At 60.4% G+C, this 17357-nt stretch carries 17 protein-coding genes; 13 read left to right on the forward strand and 4 right to left on the reverse strand.

All coding sequences use genetic code 11. From position 1 onward, the window contains the following. Window positions 1-3: 3 nt before the first annotated feature. Complete coding sequence (locus J2X56_RS02560) at window positions 4-1386, forward strand: CapA family protein (protein ID WP_310158040.1); 1383 nt, start codon at window positions 4-6, stop codon at window positions 1384-1386. A 102-nt stretch (window positions 1387-1488) separates the two neighbouring features. On the opposite strand, the gene J2X56_RS02565 is transcribed toward J2X56_RS02560, so the two are convergent. The 3 genes from J2X56_RS02565 to J2X56_RS02575 form a co-directional block, all read right to left on the reverse strand. Then, entirely contained in the window at window positions 1489-1983 is a 495-nt protein-coding gene (locus J2X56_RS02565) for a CesT family type III secretion system chaperone (protein WP_209568939.1), read from the reverse strand. 29 nt (window positions 1984-2012) lie between these two features. Beyond that, a complete protein-coding gene (locus J2X56_RS02570) occupies window positions 2013-3107 on the reverse strand; it encodes an amino acid racemase (protein WP_310158042.1) in 1095 nt (364 codons plus the stop codon). Window positions 3108-3196: 89 nt separating this feature from the next. Then, window positions 3197-5038: a hypothetical protein gene (locus J2X56_RS02575; protein ID WP_209568937.1), complete on the reverse strand. Its 1842-nt coding sequence runs from the start codon at window positions 5036-5038 to the stop codon at window positions 3197-3199. Between the two features lie 356 nt (window positions 5039-5394). On the opposite strand from J2X56_RS02575, the gene J2X56_RS02580 reads away from it, so the two are divergent. Together J2X56_RS02580 and J2X56_RS02585 are read left to right on the forward strand one after the other, a co-directional pair. After that, window positions 5395-5520, forward strand: coding sequence for a hypothetical protein (locus tag J2X56_RS02580; protein ID WP_259435101.1), 126 nt, complete (start codon window positions 5395-5397; stop codon window positions 5518-5520). 130 nt (window positions 5521-5650) lie between these two features. Next, complete coding sequence (locus J2X56_RS02585) at window positions 5651-6073, forward strand: CesT family type III secretion system chaperone (protein ID WP_209568935.1); 423 nt, start codon at window positions 5651-5653, stop codon at window positions 6071-6073. Between the two features lie 185 nt (window positions 6074-6258). On the opposite strand, the gene J2X56_RS02590 is transcribed toward J2X56_RS02585, so the two are convergent. After that, entirely contained in the window at window positions 6259-6678 is a 420-nt protein-coding gene (locus J2X56_RS02590; protein WP_245201948.1) for a hypothetical protein, read from the reverse strand. Between the two features lie 310 nt (window positions 6679-6988). On the opposite strand from J2X56_RS02590, the gene J2X56_RS02595 reads away from it, so the two are divergent. The 10 genes from J2X56_RS02595 to J2X56_RS02640 all read left to right on the forward strand — a co-directional run bounded on the left by J2X56_RS02595 (window position 6989) and on the right by J2X56_RS02640 (window position 17355). Further along, window positions 6989-7141, forward strand: a complete 153-nt coding sequence (locus J2X56_RS02595) for a hypothetical protein (protein ID WP_209569200.1) — start codon at window positions 6989-6991, stop codon at window positions 7139-7141. A 109-nt stretch (window positions 7142-7250) separates the two neighbouring features. After that, the gene (locus J2X56_RS02600; RefSeq protein ID WP_209568933.1) at window positions 7251-7463 is read left to right on the forward strand and encodes a hypothetical protein; all 213 of its coding nucleotides are present in this window, start codon (window positions 7251-7253) and stop codon (window positions 7461-7463) included. Between the two features lie 50 nt (window positions 7464-7513). After that, window positions 7514-7687 carry a hypothetical protein gene (locus J2X56_RS02605; RefSeq protein WP_209568931.1) on the forward strand — a complete coding sequence of 58 codons (174 nt, stop codon included), beginning with the start codon at window positions 7514-7516 and terminating at the stop codon, window positions 7685-7687. 289 nt (window positions 7688-7976) lie between these two features. Next, window positions 7977-9542: a class I SAM-dependent methyltransferase gene (locus J2X56_RS02610; protein ID WP_310158049.1), complete on the forward strand. Its 1566-nt coding sequence runs from the start codon at window positions 7977-7979 to the stop codon at window positions 9540-9542. A gap of 282 nt (window positions 9543-9824) precedes the next feature. Then, window positions 9825-11033, forward strand: a complete 1209-nt coding sequence (locus J2X56_RS02615) for a J domain-containing protein (protein WP_310158051.1) — start codon at window positions 9825-9827, stop codon at window positions 11031-11033. A 15-nt stretch (window positions 11034-11048) separates the two neighbouring features. Further along, entirely contained in the window at window positions 11049-11600 is a 552-nt protein-coding gene (locus J2X56_RS02620; protein ID WP_209568927.1) for a hypothetical protein, read from the forward strand. Window positions 11601-11873: 273 nt separating this feature from the next. After that, window positions 11874-14792 (forward strand): hypothetical protein, encoded by a 2919-nt coding sequence (locus J2X56_RS02625; protein WP_310158053.1) that lies wholly within the window; start codon window positions 11874-11876, stop codon window positions 14790-14792. A gap of 75 nt (window positions 14793-14867) precedes the next feature. Then, window positions 14868-15452: a hypothetical protein gene (locus tag J2X56_RS02630; protein WP_209568923.1), complete on the forward strand. Its 585-nt coding sequence runs from the start codon at window positions 14868-14870 to the stop codon at window positions 15450-15452. A gap of 70 nt (window positions 15453-15522) precedes the next feature. Beyond that, window positions 15523-15690, forward strand: a complete 168-nt coding sequence (locus tag J2X56_RS02635; protein WP_209568922.1) for a hypothetical protein — start codon at window positions 15523-15525, stop codon at window positions 15688-15690. 87 nt (window positions 15691-15777) lie between these two features. Next, window positions 15778-17355: a class I SAM-dependent methyltransferase gene (locus tag J2X56_RS02640; protein ID WP_310158056.1), complete on the forward strand. Its 1578-nt coding sequence runs from the start codon at window positions 15778-15780 to the stop codon at window positions 17353-17355. Window positions 17356-17357: the final 2 nt, after the last annotated feature.

Genomic DNA, 17357 nt, shown 5'->3' on the forward strand with positions numbered 1-17357 from the left:
GCCATGAACGACAAGCAAGATGTCCACCACGAAGAAGGAAAACTGGACCCTTCGTGGATGGATGCCAACCTGCCCGAGGGTTTCACTCTGGTGGCCGTAGGCGACCTGATCCTGACCGACGCCATCTTTCCACGGCTGCAGCGCAAGAGCCCGGACCTGATCGACTTGCTCAAGAGCGGGGATGTCACCTTCGGCAATTTCGAGGGAACCGCCATCGATCTGCAGCGCTTCGGCGGTTACCCGTCGGCGCTGGCCGGTGGCTCCTGGCTCATCAGTACGCCTGCCGTGGCGCAGGATATCAAGGACATGGGCTTCAATCTCATGAGCCGCGCCAACAACCACACTACCGACTGGGGCGTGGAGGGCATGCGTTATACCGATGCGTTGTTCGACAAGGCCGGCATGGTTCACGCCGGAACCGGCGAGACTCTGGCGCAGGCCCGCGCGGCGCGCTACTTGTGCATCCCGGCGGCACGCGTGGCCATGGTGGCGCTGGCTTCGCGCTTTGAGGCCAATGCCCGGGCCATCGACCCGCTCGGCCAGATTCCGGGGCGCCCCGGCCTCAATGCCTTGCGCACCACGCGCCATGTACTGGTTTCCCCGCAGCGACTGGCGATGCTGGCGGCCATCCGCGATGCGCTGCCCAAGGGCATGATGCGCAAGTCGGTTCTGGCTGCCGATGCCCGCAATGGCACGGTGACCCTGTTCGATATCAAGTACCGCGCCAGTGAAGAGGTCGGGGAGGGCGTTGATTTCACCTTCACCATGGACGAGCGTGACCGCAAGGAAATCATCCATCACCTGCGCCAGGGCAAGCAGAGTGCCGATTTTGCCATCGCCTCCATGCACACGCATGAACCGGGCAATTTCTGCGAGACACCGCCGGACTTCATGCCGCTGCTGGCCCGCCATGCCATCGACAATGGGGCCGATGCCTTCATCGGCCACGGCCCTCACCAGTTGCGCGGAATCGAAATCTACAAGGGCAAGCCGATCTACTACTCGCTGGGCAATTTCTTCTTCATGGAGAACCAGCAGCAGCCCATCACCCGCGATGAACACGAGAAGGACAAGGTAGAACCGATGTCCATGACCGAGGCCGAGTTCATGGAACACCGGCGGGTGCATGGCGTGTTCAAGGAACAGGTGTGGTATGAAAGCGTCGTGGCCGTCAATCGCTACGGCAGTCGTGGCCAACTGCAGCAGATCGTGCTGCACCCCATCGAGATGCATTGGCAGGGTGAACGCGATGCCGACCGCGGCATTCCGCGCATCGCCAACGGCGAGGATGCCCAGCGCATCCTGCAACGTCTGCAACGCTTGTCTGCCGCCTATGGCACCCGCATCGATATTGTCGGGGAAGTGGGCATCGTCAGCCTGACCTGAACGAGACCACAGAAAAAATGCTGCCTGCCGGGAAGGCAGGCAGCATCGTCAGGCGCAGATCATTGATGACGCGTCAGTTCAGCAGCACTGGCGCGCACTGCTTCAATGCGTGATGGCATCGTCGTCGGTGGACGTGGGTCTGCTCCACAGCTGCGGGATCTTACTGGCATGACCGTGATGCCGCCTGGCCGGCGGAGGGTCGAGGAACTGATCCTTGCGCCAGTCCATGGCCTTGGCGGCCAGATGGGCCAGAATCGAACGCAGCATGGCGGCATCCATGCCGCCGAGCCGGTAACGGTTGGCAAAGACGACCCGACCGGTCGCCGGCGAGAGCGTGTAGATGGGACCGTTGCCGGCATACATCAACAGATTGGTCTCCAGCAGCGCGCGATAGGCCTGGGCTTCGCGTCCGGCTTCCACCGCGCCGAAATCACAATAGACCAGCAGGGTGTCGGGGCTGAGCTGCTCGTGGTGGGCCAGTGAGAACACGACATCGTTCACCGCCACCGGTCCGCCTTCCAGAATACCCTGCGCACCCTTGATCTGGCACAGGTTGCAGAGCTGGTGGATCAGTTGTTCATAGTGCTGTCTGGACATGGATGACCTCGTTGTTCTTCGTTATCGGCCTAGCGTGCAAACTTCGTTTCCAGTCGCGCCAGGTTGCGGGAAAACTCCACCGCCATCTCCGCCAGGGCCTGGGTCGGGTCGATCAGTTTGATGTCGCCGTAATCTTTGTCTTTCAATGCCAGGGGAATTTCGGTACATCCTTCCACCACGGCCGAGAGCTTGTGCTCCTTGCCCAGTTCCTGGACCGCATTGTCCAGCAGTCTGGTTCCCTTTTCCATGTCGCCGAACTTGACGCCTTCGTAAATGCCGGCCATCACGTTGTCTCTCTGGGATGCTGGGGAGGGCAGCGCCCACTTGATGCGGGGGCAGCCATACTGCTCCATCCGCGTCGCCGTGGTCTGGTAGAGCTTGCTGTCGATGGTGCCGCTGGTAGCCAGCAGACCGACTGACTTGTCCGGATCCAGATTCTGCTTCCTGAGTGCCCACATGGTGGCTTCGGCGATATGCAGCAGCGGCACCTTCAGTTTTTCAGACAGCACGCCGTGGTAAGCGTGGAAGGTATTGCAGGGAAAGATCAGAAAATGCGCCCCGGCGGCCACGCAGGCCTGTGCCACGACGAGCGCGCCATGATAGGGATTGTTGGGATCGTTCTTGAGCAGATGGGCGCGCCATTCGTCGGCGTTGTTGCGGTCGCCCGTGAAGCTGTTGAGATAGGCAGTGCGGTCCTTGATCAGATTGGGGATGTTCATCGTGATGACCTGCATGTGATCCTGGTCGGATTTCGGGGCGCCCACCTCCTTGGCTGTCTTGAAGAGCTTCTGGGTGAGGTCCAGCGTCGCTTCCGGGCCCATGCCGCCGACCACCCCGACCGGGACGAAGTTGACGCAGGGCGGCAGCGGCACCTGGGCCGTGTCGATATCCTCCGTGCGCAGGCGCTTGGGGGAAGACCCCTCCTGGAAACTGCTACCCAGATCGAGGTGCCTCTTCCACTTCTGTTGGAGGATGGGATAGATGTCGTCGTTGTTCAGTTGCAGGGCCGGTCCCCACGGAACGACGCGCGCTTGCAATGCGGGCACACGTTCCTGGACCGGGGCTTGTTCTGAGGAACCCGCCTGGCTGGTGTCGCCGGGCGAATGATGTGAAATGGCGGCCATGATGATATCTGAGTCGAATTGATGGAGCAGGGCGCAAGCCCCGTGCGGCGCCGGGCCGCACGGGATTACGCGCTCTGACTCTGCGGAAATTACTTGTCCAGGATGGTGTCGCTCTGGTCGACGTTGGCCAGGATGTGCGACACCAGGCGAGTTGACCACTTGCACAGCTCGGTCATCTCTTCCTTGCTCACACCGACCAGATCCAGCGTGGCTTCACTGCACAGCGGCTTCATGAATTCGGACGCGGGCAGGCCGGTGGCCAGCACCTGGGCCGAGACGCTGGCGAAGCTCTTGGAGAAGTCGCCGCTTTCACCTTCGCGCAGTTTGGAGCCGCCATCGATCTTGATGATCGCCGGCACCGCCTTGAGCTGAGGGCCCTTTTCCTTGTCGGAGTAATCCGAATACACGGCCACGCGGAATTCGTACTTCATCGACTTCAGCGGCGAGTCCTCCTTGGACACACGGTCGGCGGTCAGGTACTCGGAGATGGTGTACGGGAAGCCGCCACGGTCACCATAGGTGCCCTTGACCGATTCGTAGGACTCCCTGATTTCCTGGCGGATCAGTTCCGGGGTCTCCTTCTCGGCAATGTCGAAGGCGCGGATACCGTCGCCATGGCCGGTGCCACTGGGCTTGATGATGACGCGCTTGCCCTCGGCCAGCATGCTCAGCACTTCCTTCTCGACATCTTCCAGGGTGGAGGCCTGACGATTGACGATCTCGCGCGAGAAGCCCGGATAGGCCGCCCCCTCGGCCTTGTTGAACTGGTTGGTGAAGGCGTAGGCGTGACCCTTGGAAGCGGCCGGCACATAGCTGATGTTGTTGGAGGTGAACTTGCTGGTATCGAGTTTCTTGCCGCTGCCCTCATTGAGCGCATTGATGTTCAGCACCAGACGGTCGTTGCCGATGAAGCTGACCTTGCGGCCATTGAGGAAGGGCGTGCCGTCATGAATCTCGATGGCCTTGGCCAGTTGCGCGGTATAGCCGACCAGCACGGTGGGTTGGGTGGGCTTGTCCCAGTTGTGGCTGTTGAGGATGTTCTTCATCTTTTCCACGCCATCCTTGTCGCGTCCCGGCTTTTCCAGTGCCTTGCTGTTCTCGATGACCGGCTTGCCGTCCTTCATGATCAGGGCGTCGGCATCGAAGCTGTCCACGCCCAGTACCTGCACGCCCAGGACCGGCTGGCCGGTCTTTTCGGCTTGCTCCTGTTGCGCTTGCGTGATGGTGGTTTGCATGGCATTGGCGATCATCAGCTTTTCGTGGATCTTCTTGCTTTGCCCGAACGCGGGCGGATCTTCACGTCCGGAACAGGCGACCAGGAACAGTGCCGTCGGTTCTTTCTCAAGGATGTGGCTGACGTTGCCGAACGAACTCATCACGGTGTCCAGAGTGTTGGGCTCCATGGTGGTGATGTTGCCGTAACCGGTGCCGTTGAGTTCCAGCAGGGTGGCGCGGAACTCGCCGGAGTCGGCAACCTTGTAGGGCATGATGTCCAGCGGTGCCACCACGAACTCGGTCGGCTTGATGTTGGCGGGCAGCGGCACGGCCGAGGCGTCGCCAAAATGCTTGGCCAGGGCGGCGTCCTGTCCGCGCTGGGTCTCGAAGTTCTGTTCCAGCTTAACGTCGCGCACCAGGTCGGCCACGCCGGGGCTGGTCATCATCTTGACGAAGCCGGAACCCAGGCGCTTTTGCAGCAGCGACAGGTTCTTGGCCGCCAGGCCATCGTCCTTGCCGGTGATGTTCTGCAGGATCTCGGCGACCACGGGATCTGAGACTGCCCGCAGCGAGGAGGCACGCGAGCCGGAACCGGAGATGCGCGGGGTGCCGCCGGTTTCAGTGGGCGTCGTTGCGCGGGTGGGGGATTGGGAGGGGGTGTCGGCGTAGTCGTCGTAATCACGTTTGACGCCGCTGGTGGAAGGAATGTATGCCATTTTTTTCTTGCCTGTGTATTCTCAAAATTGCGTGATGAACCGGAGGCAGTTGCCGTGTAACAGAGGCGTGTCCGCGCCAATGGGAGGGCGGTGTGTGCATGTCACGTCAAAGGTGCTTCCGGGGTGAATGACGGGAAATTCATTGAACCCGCGTCATTGAGTTGAGGCCCGAAAAGAGCTGGTTCCATCGCGGCAACAAAATGGGAATGGCCGGGCGATCCGGCCGCTACCGGGTGGCCGGCAAGGGGGCGTGGGCAGGCGTGGGGAACGAGACGGGGAGGGAACCGGGCACAGTGGCGCGCCCACTCATGTCGACTCATGTCGAGTCAACTTCACCTCAAGGAAAGGAGTACATCATGTCGCTCATTGGCGGTCTGTTTCATGCACTGACGCATCCCCTGGATACCCTCATGAACCCCGTCGGCACCTTCATCGAGGGATGCACGGAAGACAGCAGCCCCAAACCGGAAGACATCAAGTAAGACGGCAGGCCGGAGCAGGACGTTACAAGGACGTCGTGGAGCCGGCTCCCAGCGGCGGTGCTGCAGATGCTTTCCCCGCTGCGGCACCGCCTGGCCGACGCAATACGCGGGCCGACAACAACAAGCAAAAATGACGATCAGCCGTTACCGACAATTGATTGAACAACTGGGCGCACATTTCGGAATGCCGCTACAGGGAACCATGCACCAGGCCACCACTATGCAGGTGAAGGGGGTGGAATTGAATCTCTATCACGGTGGACTGATCGTGCCGGACAGCATGCTGCTGTCTTGCGAGTTCGGCCCGCTGCCTCAGTTTCAGCGCGAGAAAATATTGCTGCGTCTGCTGGAGACCAACATGTATCTCTTCAACGCCAATTGCCCCGCCTTCACCTATCAGGCGCAGAAAGACAGCATCATCCTCATCTGCCGCTTTTCACTGAGTTCGGCCTCGCTGGAATCGACCCTGGAATTGTTTGATTTCCTGGTAAGCCTGGCACTGCGCTGGCGGCGCGACCATTACCTGTTTGGCGAGGACGGAACGGAAATCTGAGTGCGCCAGGATAGCGCCGCGTGTAATTCGTGCGCTCGCTGATGATGCAACACGCAAGCAGCGACGAGATCCCGGCATGCCGGGATCTCGTCTGCTTTGTTGCTCCGCCTGCAGGTACCGCACAGACGCGCACAGGCGCTGCGATGGCTGGATCGTGCACGCCATCGCGCAACCCTGCTACAGGATCAGCCGCCCTTGATGTCGCCGCCGCCGGCGTCACCACCGCCAGCATCGCCGCCCTTGGCGGCATCCAGGGTCTGGGTATCCACGCCCAGAGCACCGGCCAGCTTCTGCTCTTCACCAGGGCTGATGGTGCCTTTAGTCAGTTTCTTGAGCAGCTTCTTGATCTCGTCATCATCGCCGCCATTGCCGCCACCGTTGCCGGCGCTGTTGGCACCGCTGTTGGAATCGGGTTTCTGCGATTGCTGCGCTCGGTTTTCCAGTTCCTTTAGGATGGCATCCTTCTGCCACGGCTCCATACCATCTTTGCCCAGGGCCTTGAGCAGGTCGCCGGATGATGCATTTTTCAGGGTCGACGAGAACGAATCCATTTCGGCGCCGGTCGGGATGCTGCTGACGCCACCAGACGAGATACTTAAGCTCATGTTATTTCCTTGTAAGAGTTGAAGGGAACATCATTACTGCCCCGATAGGTTGTTTCTGGGGGCGCAACGGTTCCGTGCGACTCTTTCATTTCGTCGCATCGCCTCGCCGTTCGATCGCAAGCGCCTGCCATGAATGGAACCGCACCGCCGGAAAATCCATACAGGGAGACTGGCGGGCAATCCACCAGCTCGCTGCACAAAGAAAATGATCTCGCCGACGGAACTATCGGCGTCGGCTTTCCCACCCATCGATGACCGTTCTGCTGTTTCGGTAGTGCGGTACTTTTTTTTACCATTCATGGAGGTTGTTATGGCTGCTGTAGGTGGTGCTTCTCTTGCAGGTTCTGGACATGCAATTGCGGATCAAAGTATGGAAAGCGCAGCTGAAACCGCTGTCAATGCCGTTACCGCATATACCAAATTCGTGAAGAAAGGGGAGGATAACGCCATTCAAAATATTTAAGCTCGGTAACGACCGGAAAGTTTCCGGCAAGTGGCGGTATCCGCAGCGGTGCCGCCACTGCCACTGCCGATTCTTTTTTCAAATGACGTCCTCATGAAAGGATACGCCGATGAGCACTTATCAAAGCCAGATGATGAATTCGTCCCAGTCGTACGGCAATCCCAGCCTGCGTCAGGGTGGTGAAGATCCCATGGTGCAGAATGCCCGGGCTGGCTCGGAAAATGCCATGGAATTCCAGCTGTGGGTGTCTCAGCAAGCTACATCGCTGGCCAAGCTGAAGATCTTCAGTGCGATGGCCAAGAACGTCAACGACCAGCAATAGGTAGTGCACGCCAGGCGCGATTGCTGCCAGGAGAAATCAAGGAGAAATGGATGATCAGTAATGCGACTTCTTCGGTTGGTGTCGGTGATGGCGTTCGCAAGGGAGCTGAGCGCTCCATGCAAGTCGAATCGGCCATCAGTGCTGCGGTGACAAACGTCGACAATGTGACGGTGTTCACCAAGTTCATCAAGAAGGCCGAGGATGCGGCGCAGGCGGCTGTCTGATCAGCGCTGCGCCTTCTTTACCTGCTTGATCTGACAGGATGACGACCACGATGATCCATTCACATTCACGCGACGATGCGGGAAGCGGCCACAGCATCTCAGCTGCGGCCCTGCCTGTGGACACGCTCCAACAGCCCGTGTTGGATGAGCATTTCCCCTGGCACCGCATTCGTCGCATGCCCCGCAAATAAGCCAGCGGATCAGTACAACGGCATGCAGTGTGTCGCATGCGCAGCGCCTGCCCGGGGATACGGTGCGGCGCATTTCTTACGACAGAAAGGCAAACGCAATGGAATGGAGCAATGGCTATGTGCATGGCATCGACTATCCGGTCAGTTTCTTCGCCGAGCAAAGCCCGGTTCATTTGAGTGTTGGCTGTGTGGTGCACGGGGTGGAACCGGTGCCGCTGGACCGGCCCTTCACCTATATGGAACTGGGTTGCGGCCAGGGCCTGACCTCGGCGGTGCTGGCAGCGGCCAACCCGCAAGGGCACTTCTATGCCGTTGACTTCCTGCCCACCCACGTCCAGACCGCACGCGAGATGGTCGACGCCGCATCGCTGGACAATCTGACCGTAATCGAATGCAGTTTCGAGCAGATGGCAGGCGGCGAGATCGATCTGCCGCAGTTCGATTTCGTCACCATGTACGGCGTCTACAGTTGGGTCGATGCAGCCAACCGCAGTTACATCGCCGAATTCCTGCGTCGTTACCTCAAGCCGGGCGGCATCGCCTACCTCAACTACAACGCCATGCCGGGCTGGAGCTCGGCGCTTTCCCTGCAGCGTCTCCTGCGCGAATTCGGCCGTGACAGCACGCTGTCCTGCGAGCGCCAGGTGGCACAGGGGCGCGCACTGGTCGAGGCGCTGCGTGACCAGAAAGCCGCCGCATTCGCCCGCGCTGACAGCGACGGACTAGGGCTGCGGCTGGAGATGTTGGGCGGCAAACACGTGGACTACCTCGCCCACGAATATCTCAACCAGGGATGGGATGCGCTGTATTCCATCGATGTGATCCAGGCGATGGCTGCGGTCAAGCTGGATTATGTCGGCTCGGCCCTGCTGGAGAACAGTTTCACCCAGCTGTATCTGACACAGGGACAACGCGAGCTGCTGGCCGGCCTGCCCAACAGCGGCATGCGTGAGCTGGCATGGGACCATTTGTGCAACAGCTCTTTCCGCGAGGATATCTACGTCCGCGGCGCGCGCATGATGAGTCCGGCTCGCCGTGACGCCTGGCTGGAGCGCTGCGGCGTGGCGCTCACCCTGCCTCGCTCACGGATCAATCTGGAACTGACGCTGGTGATCGGCAAGATCAACGCCGATGCGCGCCTGGCCGATCCGATGATCGAGGCGCTACTGGAGCGCCCGCATTCGCTGGTCGAACTGGCCGCTCTGCCGGAAATCCGCAGCCGGGGATATGGCTTGCGCGAGGTCGCGTCGATGGCTGGCTTATTGATGGCGGGCAGGCAAGCGGCGATATTCTTTCTGTCCTCGGCCGGGAACGATCAGGCTCCGGCAGCGCGCCTGAACCGGGTGATCGCAGCCCGTTCCCGCGAGTGCGATCATTTCCAGGCCCTGGCGTCGCCATTGCTGGGCAATGGCGTGAAATCCAGCCTGCTGCAGCGGGTAGCTTACGATCAGGCCGGGCATGCGGTGCTACAGCCGGAAAGCTGGGTACAAGCCATGGCGCAAGCTGTGCAGCGCCAAGGTGCCAAGCTCGAACGGGCGGGCGTGGCGTTGGAAACGCCGCATGAAATCGATGCCGAACTGCGCTATCTGGCCGAAGCCATCGCCGAACAGCGCATGCCGGTCTGGCGCAACCTGAACATGGCACCGCTGGCTGCCACGCCCTGAGGGACGGTACGCGCCAAGGGGAAGGCGGGAACCCATGTCATCCATCGTGGTGAGATGCGTTCCCGGCACATGTCATTTCTTTGCACGGGTTGAAGCGAGCTGCTGACGCTGCTCACAGGTCTCATGACGGACAACGACCGTTCCGTGAGCTTCCTCATTTCATCGCGAGATCCTGCCTAGGCGCAAGCACCTGCAATGAAGGGAACCGGTACAAGTCTGTCGCGACTCAGAAATCAGTTCAGCGACGTGACTTCCGCACCGCTTCTTTCTGAGGACAACAACATGGGCATTTACAACAATTTCAGTTTCCGGTCGGTCAGCGACTATTTCTCTGTCGGCGGCGAGGGCCGTACCAAGATTCGCGAAGGGGCAGCCAGGCTGTCCTCGTCATTCAGCGCCATGCGCAACAGCGCCTGGTACAAGAAATGTACTCGGTTCGATGCTTCTGATCTGTCCCGGCGCATGCAGAGCCATCCGCGCGCGCAACAGGCTTATGCCGAGGCGCGTCAACGATTGGCTCAATTGCAGGTGCAGATGAGCGGGCTGATCCAGGAGATCTACAGCAAGCTCAAGCAATACGGTATCTACGCCAGTCACCAGCCCCATGACGCGGAGCGTGCCATCCATCGGCGCTGGAGTAACGTACTGCCGCCGGGCGCAAGCATTCTGCCGGGCGCCCATTTCGATGCCAGGGAACGGGTCGAGCGAATGGAGTGGCACAGCGAGAGTGTGAAATGGAACGCGACCCATCATGTAGATACCGGTGAACGTATCTCCGTGACCGACTGGAGAAGCGGCGCTGATGGCTGGCAGCAGCGTGAAGAGATCGAACACAACTACCAACGCCGCTGGACCACCAGCCGACGCGAGGGACCACCGCTGCAACATTTCAGCATCTTTGTTCCGGTCGTTCCGAATAACGAAGGCTGGTTTGTCGGCATGATCCGGGATCATGCGAACGCTATCGAATGGAAGACCTACTTCCATCCCGGACGGCAGACGCATTATCGTTGTACGGCGTGGAGCGCCTCGGGTGATCAGGGAGTGCTCTTGCGAACCACCTACGACGAAGTTACCAAGACGACTTGGCACGAAACCTACAATCAGACGAACGGAGCGCACCACTCCAGGTCGGACTGGCGTACTGCGGAAGATGGCGTCAGCCGGGAGCGCACGGTCAAGGATCACATCACCGGAGAGGTCTTCGTCGAGGTCAACGAAGACTTCAACCGGACCGGCTTCTTCGATCAGGAATACGCCGGACAGGACTTGCACAAACTGGCAGCGGAGTCTCTTGCCGCACTGGGGCTGGAACCGCACGAGCGTGACCAGAGCACGATCAAGAAGCACTACAAGAGGCTGGCCTTGCGCTGGCACTCCGATAAACAGGTGAGTAAAAGCGAGGCGGAAAAGGAGGCAGCGCAGCGGGAATACGATCAGATCGATCGCGCCTACAAATTCCTCTCCAGCCCGGCCTTTGCCCAGCTTTGAGCGCCAGGATCCGACATGGAACGTGACGAATTGACGATGTACTTTTCCTATCCCGATCCGCAGCTCAAGTGGCCACTGAAACGCATCCCCATCCAGCTCCCGCCGGATCCTCAAACGACGGTGGCATACACTGACTTCGCCGCGCTGGCCCAGGCAGCGCGTGCATCCATGGAGCAGGCGTCGGACACCGCGCAGCAGCAGGATCAGCAGGGCATACGACAGCTGGAGGCGCTCAGGAATATCGGCTTGTCCGAGCAGGAGATGGAGCTGCTGCGCAAGCAGCTCCAGGAGGGCATTTCAGCCGTGATCGATCAGGTTTTCGCGGTACTGGTCAAGACGACGGAGGCCCCGGCGCGGCTCGGTGGCCAGATCGAAGAGATGGATCTGCGCACACTGAAAAAAATGTCGCGCGATGGCGAATCCATGATTCGCAACGGTCGCGAGCTGGCCGAGGATCTGGTCATCGGCAGCCTGGTCAACTGGGGCAACGAAGTGTGGGATCCGAATGATCCTTCCACCAGCGCGGCCTCGTCCGGCAACCTGCTGATCAAGATGCTGCAGCAGTAATTCGACAGCAGGCATGGCTGTCTTCATCCGACGCGTCACGAAGCCGTGGCAAGCGCGCTTGTCGTTGGTCGTATCTTCAGGAGCCGGCGGCCAAGTGAGCGCTGGCCGCCGGCATTCAAAAAAAGGAACCCGGCAAGACGCGGCGTCACTCATTCGGGAGTCCATGGGTGTTGCGGCAGTGGAAGGCATGGCGTTGGGGAAGACCCTCTCCAGCAATGGGTGCTGCCGCGCGCCACGGGCGTGCGGATCGTCCACCATCTTTTGGAGAAATCTATGTCGGTAAATATCACCACCACGACCACCACCACGACCACCTACAACATTGATCAGGAGAATCTCCTTCCACGTGCTCTAACGGATGGACAGCTCGATCCCGAGTCCAGCGATATCCTGTTGAAGGAGGGCGACGACGCGACCTCCGATATGGTCAACAATCTACCCATCCCCGACAACTTCAAGGGCGCGATCCTGAGCCTGATGGGCCTGGCCGGCGGACGCAATCCGTCGAGTGCGAGCGCAGCCAATACCATCCGCAACTTCCAGCAGGAAAACAATACCGGTCTGCTGTCGGCCAAGCAGATGAGCGATATCGCCGATACCGGCTATTACCAGGACAAGAACGGCAATCTGAAACCGGTCTCTGCCGATGTACAGGCCGCCGCCCAAGCCTTGATGGCCAACGGAGGCGCGCTGTTCAAGCAACTGGAATCGGCCAACACCGGCAAGCAGGATGGCCTGCTCGGTCCCAAGGATTTCCCGGCTGCCCGGCGCCAGGGAATCCTGTCGGACGATTCCGGTACCAACCGTACGACGCCGCGCAACGGCCTGGCGGACGACTTTCTGCTGCAGGCAGTGATGCGGGGTCTGCTCTCCAACGGTCAGTCGGGTTATGACGCCGGCAAGACGATGGACAGCTTCATGAAGGACAACAAGATCGATCTGCTGTCGGCCAATGACGTTCGTGATATGGCCCAGACCGGCTATTACAAGGACAAGGATGGCAACCTCAAGCCCCTGCCTGAAAACGTTCGTGAGGCGGCCGAGGAACTGATGGAAAATGGCGGCGAGCTCTTCAAGAAGCTCGAATCGGCCAACACCGGCGTGCAGGATGGCCTGCTGGGACAGAAGGACTTCGATGCCGCCGTCAAGAACGGTAGTCTGGACGGATTCAACAATACCCGCAGCGCCGGCAGCTGGAATGCCCCAACCAGCGTCGCCAGCAACAACGTGTTGCCCTCGGCCTACAGCGCGGGCAGTACGATGGATCACTTCCTGAAGGACAACAATATCGATCTGCTGTCGGCCAATGACGTGAAGAACATCGCCGAGACCGGCTACTACCAGGACAAGGATGGCAAGCTCAAGGCCGTTCCTCCTGAAGTGCAGCAAGCTGCGCAGGCCCTGATGGCCAATGGCGGTCAGCTGTTCAAGGAACTGGAGTCGGCCAACACCGGCAAGCAGGATGGCCTGCTGGGACAACTGGACTTTGCTGCCGCCGTCAAGAATCGCAGCCTGGACAGCCAGAACGCCACGCCGGCCATCGCCACACCCAACATCGTGCTGCCCTCGGCCTATAGCGCGGGCAACACGATGGATCACTTCCTGAAGGACAACAAGATCGATCTGCTGTCGGCCAACGATGTGAAGAACATCGCCGAGACCGGCTACTACCAGGACAAGGATGGCAAGCTCAAGGCCGTTCCGCCTGAAGTCCAGCAAGCCGCGCAGGCCTTGATGGCCAATGGCGGTCAGCTGTTCAAGGAACTGGAGTCGGCCAATACCGGCAAGCAGGACGGGCTGCTGGGACAACTGGACTTCGCCGCCGCCGTCAAGAACGGCAGCCTGGACAGCCAGAACACCATGCCTACCATTGCCACGCCCACCAACGTCCTGCCGTCTCCCTACAGCGCGGGCAATACGATGGATCACTTCCTGAAGGACAACAAGATCGATCTGCTGTCGGCCAATGATGTGAAGAACATCGCCGAGACCGGCTACTACCAGGACAAGGACGGCAAGCTCAAGGCCGTTCCGCCTGAAGTGCAGCAGGCCGCTCAAGCGCTGATGGCCAATGGCGGTCAGCTGTTCAAGGAACTGGAGTCGGCTAATACCGGCAAGCAGGACGGCCTGCTGGGACAACTGGACTTCGCCGCCGCGGTCAAGAACCATAGCCTGGACAACAATACCTCGACCTTGCCGACCGGTTCCCCGACCATCGTGGCCGACAACACCGTACTGCCATCTGCCTACAGCGCGGGCAATACGATGGATCACTTCCTGAAGGACAACAAGATCGATCTGCTATCGGCCAATGACGTGAAGAACATCGCCGAGACCGGCTACTACCAGGACAAGGACGGCAAGCTCAAGGCCGTTCCGCCTGAAGTGCAGCAGGCCGCGCAGGCCTTGATGGCCAATGGTGGACAGCTGTTCAAGGAACTGGAGTCGGCCAACACCGGCAAGCAGGACGGTCTGCTGGGACAACTGGACTTCGCCGCCGCCGTCAAGAACGGCAGCCTGAGCGGCAACGCCAACATGCCCACGATCTCGCAACCCAACACTGTCCTGCCGTCTGCCTACAGCGCGGGCAATACGATGGATCACTTCCTGAAGGACAACAAGATCGATCTGCTATCGGCCAATGACGTGAAGAACATCGCCGAGACCGGCTACTACCAGGACAAGGACGGCAAGCTCAAGGCCGTTCCGCCTGAAGTGCAGCAGGCCGCGCAGGCCTTGATGGCCAATGGTGGACAGCTGTTCAAGGAACTGGAGTCGGCCAACACCGGCAAGCAGGATGGCCTGCTGGGACAACTGGACTTTGCCGCCGCCGTCAAGAACGGCAGCCTGAGCGACAACACCACCATGCCCACGATCTCGCAATCCAACACCGTCCTGCCGTCTGCCTACAGCGCGGGCAACACGATGGATCGCTTCCTGAAGGACAACAATATCGATCTGCTGTCGGCCAATGACGTGAAGAACATCGCCGAGACCGGCTATTACCAGGACAAGGATGGCAAGCTCAAGGCCGTTCCGCCTGAAGTGCAGCAAGCCGCTCAAGCGCTGATGGCCAATGGCGGTCAGCTGTTCAAGGAGCTGGAATCGGCCAATACCGGCAAGCAGGATGGTCTGCTGGGACAACTGGACTTCGCCGCCGCGGTGAAGGCTGGTCAGTTTTCAGCTGGCTAAGTAAAGGACGGTGCCGGGCCGGATGGCATACGGCCTGGCACCCTCTGAGCGTTCAGCAAATCGATAGGAAGCATCATGTCAATTGCTCGTATCAATACCCACGGGCCATCCCGTGCAATCGACTACGCCTTGTTCCTGCGTGACTACATCGACATGCAGGAAAGTCAGTCCGCACAGGACTCGGCCCCTGCACCTGCCGCAAGCGTCGCGACCGCGCCGCCGAGCGCACCGGCCAAGGCGATCGATCATCCCCGGCGTGGCACCCGCGCTTTTCTGGAGCGGGCACCCGGTACACCGCGCAACCGGGTCAGCAACAAACGCCGCTACGGTGATTCGTCAGAAATCGTCCAGGGCGACATCGCGCACTGGCAGCCCATGGATACGCAAGCCCGCGAATCGCTGGATGCGATTCCGCAAGGCGACGAACTGGCGCGCGCCATGCGCGTGGACAAGCCTTACATGCGGCGCATCGGCGAGGGCAGGGCAGGCAGGTCCAAAGACGGCCCGGCGGCCGCTACCTCAGCGCCGCCGAACAAGGCTGCGATGAAACGGGCGAGCGGAGTCGGCCAGGCCATGCGCGAACGCGCCCAGTTCATCCGGATGCACGGTGTGCTGCTGGAGGCAGCATGGCGGCCCGTCGCTCACCTGGCACAGGTCTGAGGTCCGCCGCAGCTGTGGCGGCAAGATCGTTTCAGAAATCAATCTGCATACATCCCGGTTGGAGTTCAGCATGAAAAGGTATCTGTCTGGCATCGACGCCATGGAGCGCGAGAACGGGCCGCAAAAGAACCGCAAGCGTCGCAGGACGCCCTCCCTGGAGCACTTCGGGGATGGCGAGGAACTACGCCTGGACGAGCATTTCCCCTGGCATCGCATTCGCCGTCTGCCACGCAAATGAAGCGCCTGCGGGCGCGCTCCTGGCACAGCTGTGGGTCGGTGCGCAGCAAGCGGCCGTCGTCATCTCAACTCATCACGAGGGATTCAAATGCAATGGCATGAAGGCTATGTTGCCGATATCGACCATGTGGCCACGTTTTTTCCCGAGCAGAGTCCCGCCCAGTTGAGTTTCGCGTGTCTGCTCAATGGCTGCGAGCCACCTTCTCCGGAGCGGCACTTCCGCTATCTGGAACTGGGATCGGGCCAGGGCCTGACCGCCAATATTCTGGCGGCGGCCAATCCTCAGGCAGATTTCTATGCCGTCGATTTCAATCCGGCGCACATCGCGGGCAGCCGGCAACTGGCCGAGGCGGCAGGACTGCAGAACATCCGCTTTCTGGAAGCCAGCTTCGCTGATCTGGCCGATAGTCTGACGGCGCTGCCGCCGATGGATTTCATCACGATGCATGGCGTCTACAGCTGGATCAGCGCTGAAAACCGCCATTGCATCATGCGCCTGGTCGAGCGCTACCTGAAGCCGGGCGGGGTGGTCTATCTGAGCTACAACGCCATGCCCGGCTGGGCCCCGAGCTTGCCACTGCAGCGCCTTCTGCTGGAACATGCGAGCCGCTCTCCGGGCAGCATGCAGGCACAAATCGACAAGGCCCGCAGTCTCGTGCGGGCTCTGACGGAAATCCAGGGCGGCTATTTCACCAGGACCACCAGCGCCAACCTGCAGGCCCATCTGCGGCTCGCCATGGAGCAGGATGCCGGCGGCGCGCCCGAACTGGTTCACGAATACCTGAGCCAGGGCTGGCAGCCGCTCTATCACATCGATGTGGCTCGCGCTGCGGCCCAGGCCAAGCTGGAGTATGTGGGGTCGGCCGACCTGTCGTGGGCATTCCCCGCGTTGTACATGAATGCACAGCAACGCGACCTGCTGCAGCAGATCGAAGACTCCGCGCTCCGTGAAACGGTAAATGATTATGTCAAGAACACTTGCTTTCGCAAGGATATCTACGTGCGTGGCAAGCGTCCTCTGAGCGACCGGCAACAGGAGCAATGGTTCGACCGTATAGGCCTGGCACTGACGGTGCTACGGGAGACGGTGAGCCTGAAGATGGGGTTCCCCCTCCATGCCCACCAGCCCGATGCCGAGATCTACGGTGCCATGCTGGACGCGCTGGCGCCCGGCCCCAAAAGTCTGGCGCAATTGCGCCAGCTGCGGTGTCTGCAAGACCGGAGCCTGGCTGATATTGCAAGTCTGGCGGCCTTGCTGGTCGACACCGGACAGGCCGCGCCTTATTTCCTCCAATCCGCCACGCAGGATCGTCGACCGGCGCTGTGCCTGAATCAGGCGATTGCCCAGCTGGATAGCGGCTATCGCGTATTCGCGTCGCCCTTGCTGGGCAGCGGCGTGGCAACGCCACTGTTCCAGCGGCTGGTCTACAACTCGCTGGCTGATCCGCATACCGCCACCATGAGTTCCACGGACCTGGCCAGCCGGGTGCTGCGCCGGGTCGAGTCGCAGCATGTGCCAATTCTTCTGGACGAGCGCGAACTGGTGAGCGCGGAAGAAAAAAGGCGTGAGGTACAAGAAACCGTCAAGGCCATCCTGACCCGCCGCCGCCCGTTCTGGAAGCACTTGCTGATGTTGCCGGATGCGGCACAGGTCGGCGCGCATTGATC

It is taken from the genome of Herbaspirillum sp. 1173 (assembly GCF_031455335.1).
Lineage (GTDB): Bacteria > Pseudomonadota > Gammaproteobacteria > Burkholderiales > Burkholderiaceae_D > Herbaspirillum > Herbaspirillum huttiense.

What these genes read in the sequence shown, in the direction of transcription:
- J2X56_RS02560 (WP_310158040.1), top strand. Translation starts at nt 4, where the DNA reads ATGAACGACAAGCAAGATGTCCACCACGAAGAAGGAAAACTGGACCCT.
- J2X56_RS02565 (WP_209568939.1), bottom strand. Translation starts at nt 1,983, where the DNA reads ATGTCCAGACAGCACTATGAACAACTGATCCACCAGCTCTGCAACCTG.
- J2X56_RS02570 (WP_310158042.1), bottom strand. Translation starts at nt 3,107, where the DNA reads ATGGCCGCCATTTCACATCATTCGCCCGGCGACACCAGCCAGGCGGGT.
- J2X56_RS02575 (WP_209568937.1), bottom strand. Translation starts at nt 5,038, where the DNA reads ATGGCATACATTCCTTCCACCAGCGGCGTCAAACGTGATTACGACGAC.
- J2X56_RS02580 (WP_259435101.1), top strand. Translation starts at nt 5,395, where the DNA reads ATGTCGCTCATTGGCGGTCTGTTTCATGCACTGACGCATCCCCTGGAT.
- J2X56_RS02585 (WP_209568935.1), top strand. Translation starts at nt 5,651, where the DNA reads ATGACGATCAGCCGTTACCGACAATTGATTGAACAACTGGGCGCACAT.
- J2X56_RS02590 (WP_245201948.1), bottom strand. Translation starts at nt 6,678, where the DNA reads ATGAGCTTAAGTATCTCGTCTGGTGGCGTCAGCAGCATCCCGACCGGC.
- J2X56_RS02595 (WP_209569200.1), top strand. Translation starts at nt 6,989, where the DNA reads ATGGCTGCTGTAGGTGGTGCTTCTCTTGCAGGTTCTGGACATGCAATT.
- J2X56_RS02600 (WP_209568933.1), top strand. Translation starts at nt 7,251, where the DNA reads ATGAGCACTTATCAAAGCCAGATGATGAATTCGTCCCAGTCGTACGGC.
- J2X56_RS02605 (WP_209568931.1), top strand. Translation starts at nt 7,514, where the DNA reads ATGATCAGTAATGCGACTTCTTCGGTTGGTGTCGGTGATGGCGTTCGC.
- J2X56_RS02610 (WP_310158049.1), top strand. Translation starts at nt 7,977, where the DNA reads ATGGAATGGAGCAATGGCTATGTGCATGGCATCGACTATCCGGTCAGT.
- J2X56_RS02615 (WP_310158051.1), top strand. Translation starts at nt 9,825, where the DNA reads ATGGGCATTTACAACAATTTCAGTTTCCGGTCGGTCAGCGACTATTTC.
- J2X56_RS02620 (WP_209568927.1), top strand. Translation starts at nt 11,049, where the DNA reads ATGGAACGTGACGAATTGACGATGTACTTTTCCTATCCCGATCCGCAG.
- J2X56_RS02625 (WP_310158053.1), top strand. Translation starts at nt 11,874, where the DNA reads ATGTCGGTAAATATCACCACCACGACCACCACCACGACCACCTACAAC.
- J2X56_RS02630 (WP_209568923.1), top strand. Translation starts at nt 14,868, where the DNA reads ATGTCAATTGCTCGTATCAATACCCACGGGCCATCCCGTGCAATCGAC.
- J2X56_RS02635 (WP_209568922.1), top strand. Translation starts at nt 15,523, where the DNA reads ATGAAAAGGTATCTGTCTGGCATCGACGCCATGGAGCGCGAGAACGGG.
- J2X56_RS02640 (WP_310158056.1), top strand. Translation starts at nt 15,778, where the DNA reads ATGCAATGGCATGAAGGCTATGTTGCCGATATCGACCATGTGGCCACG.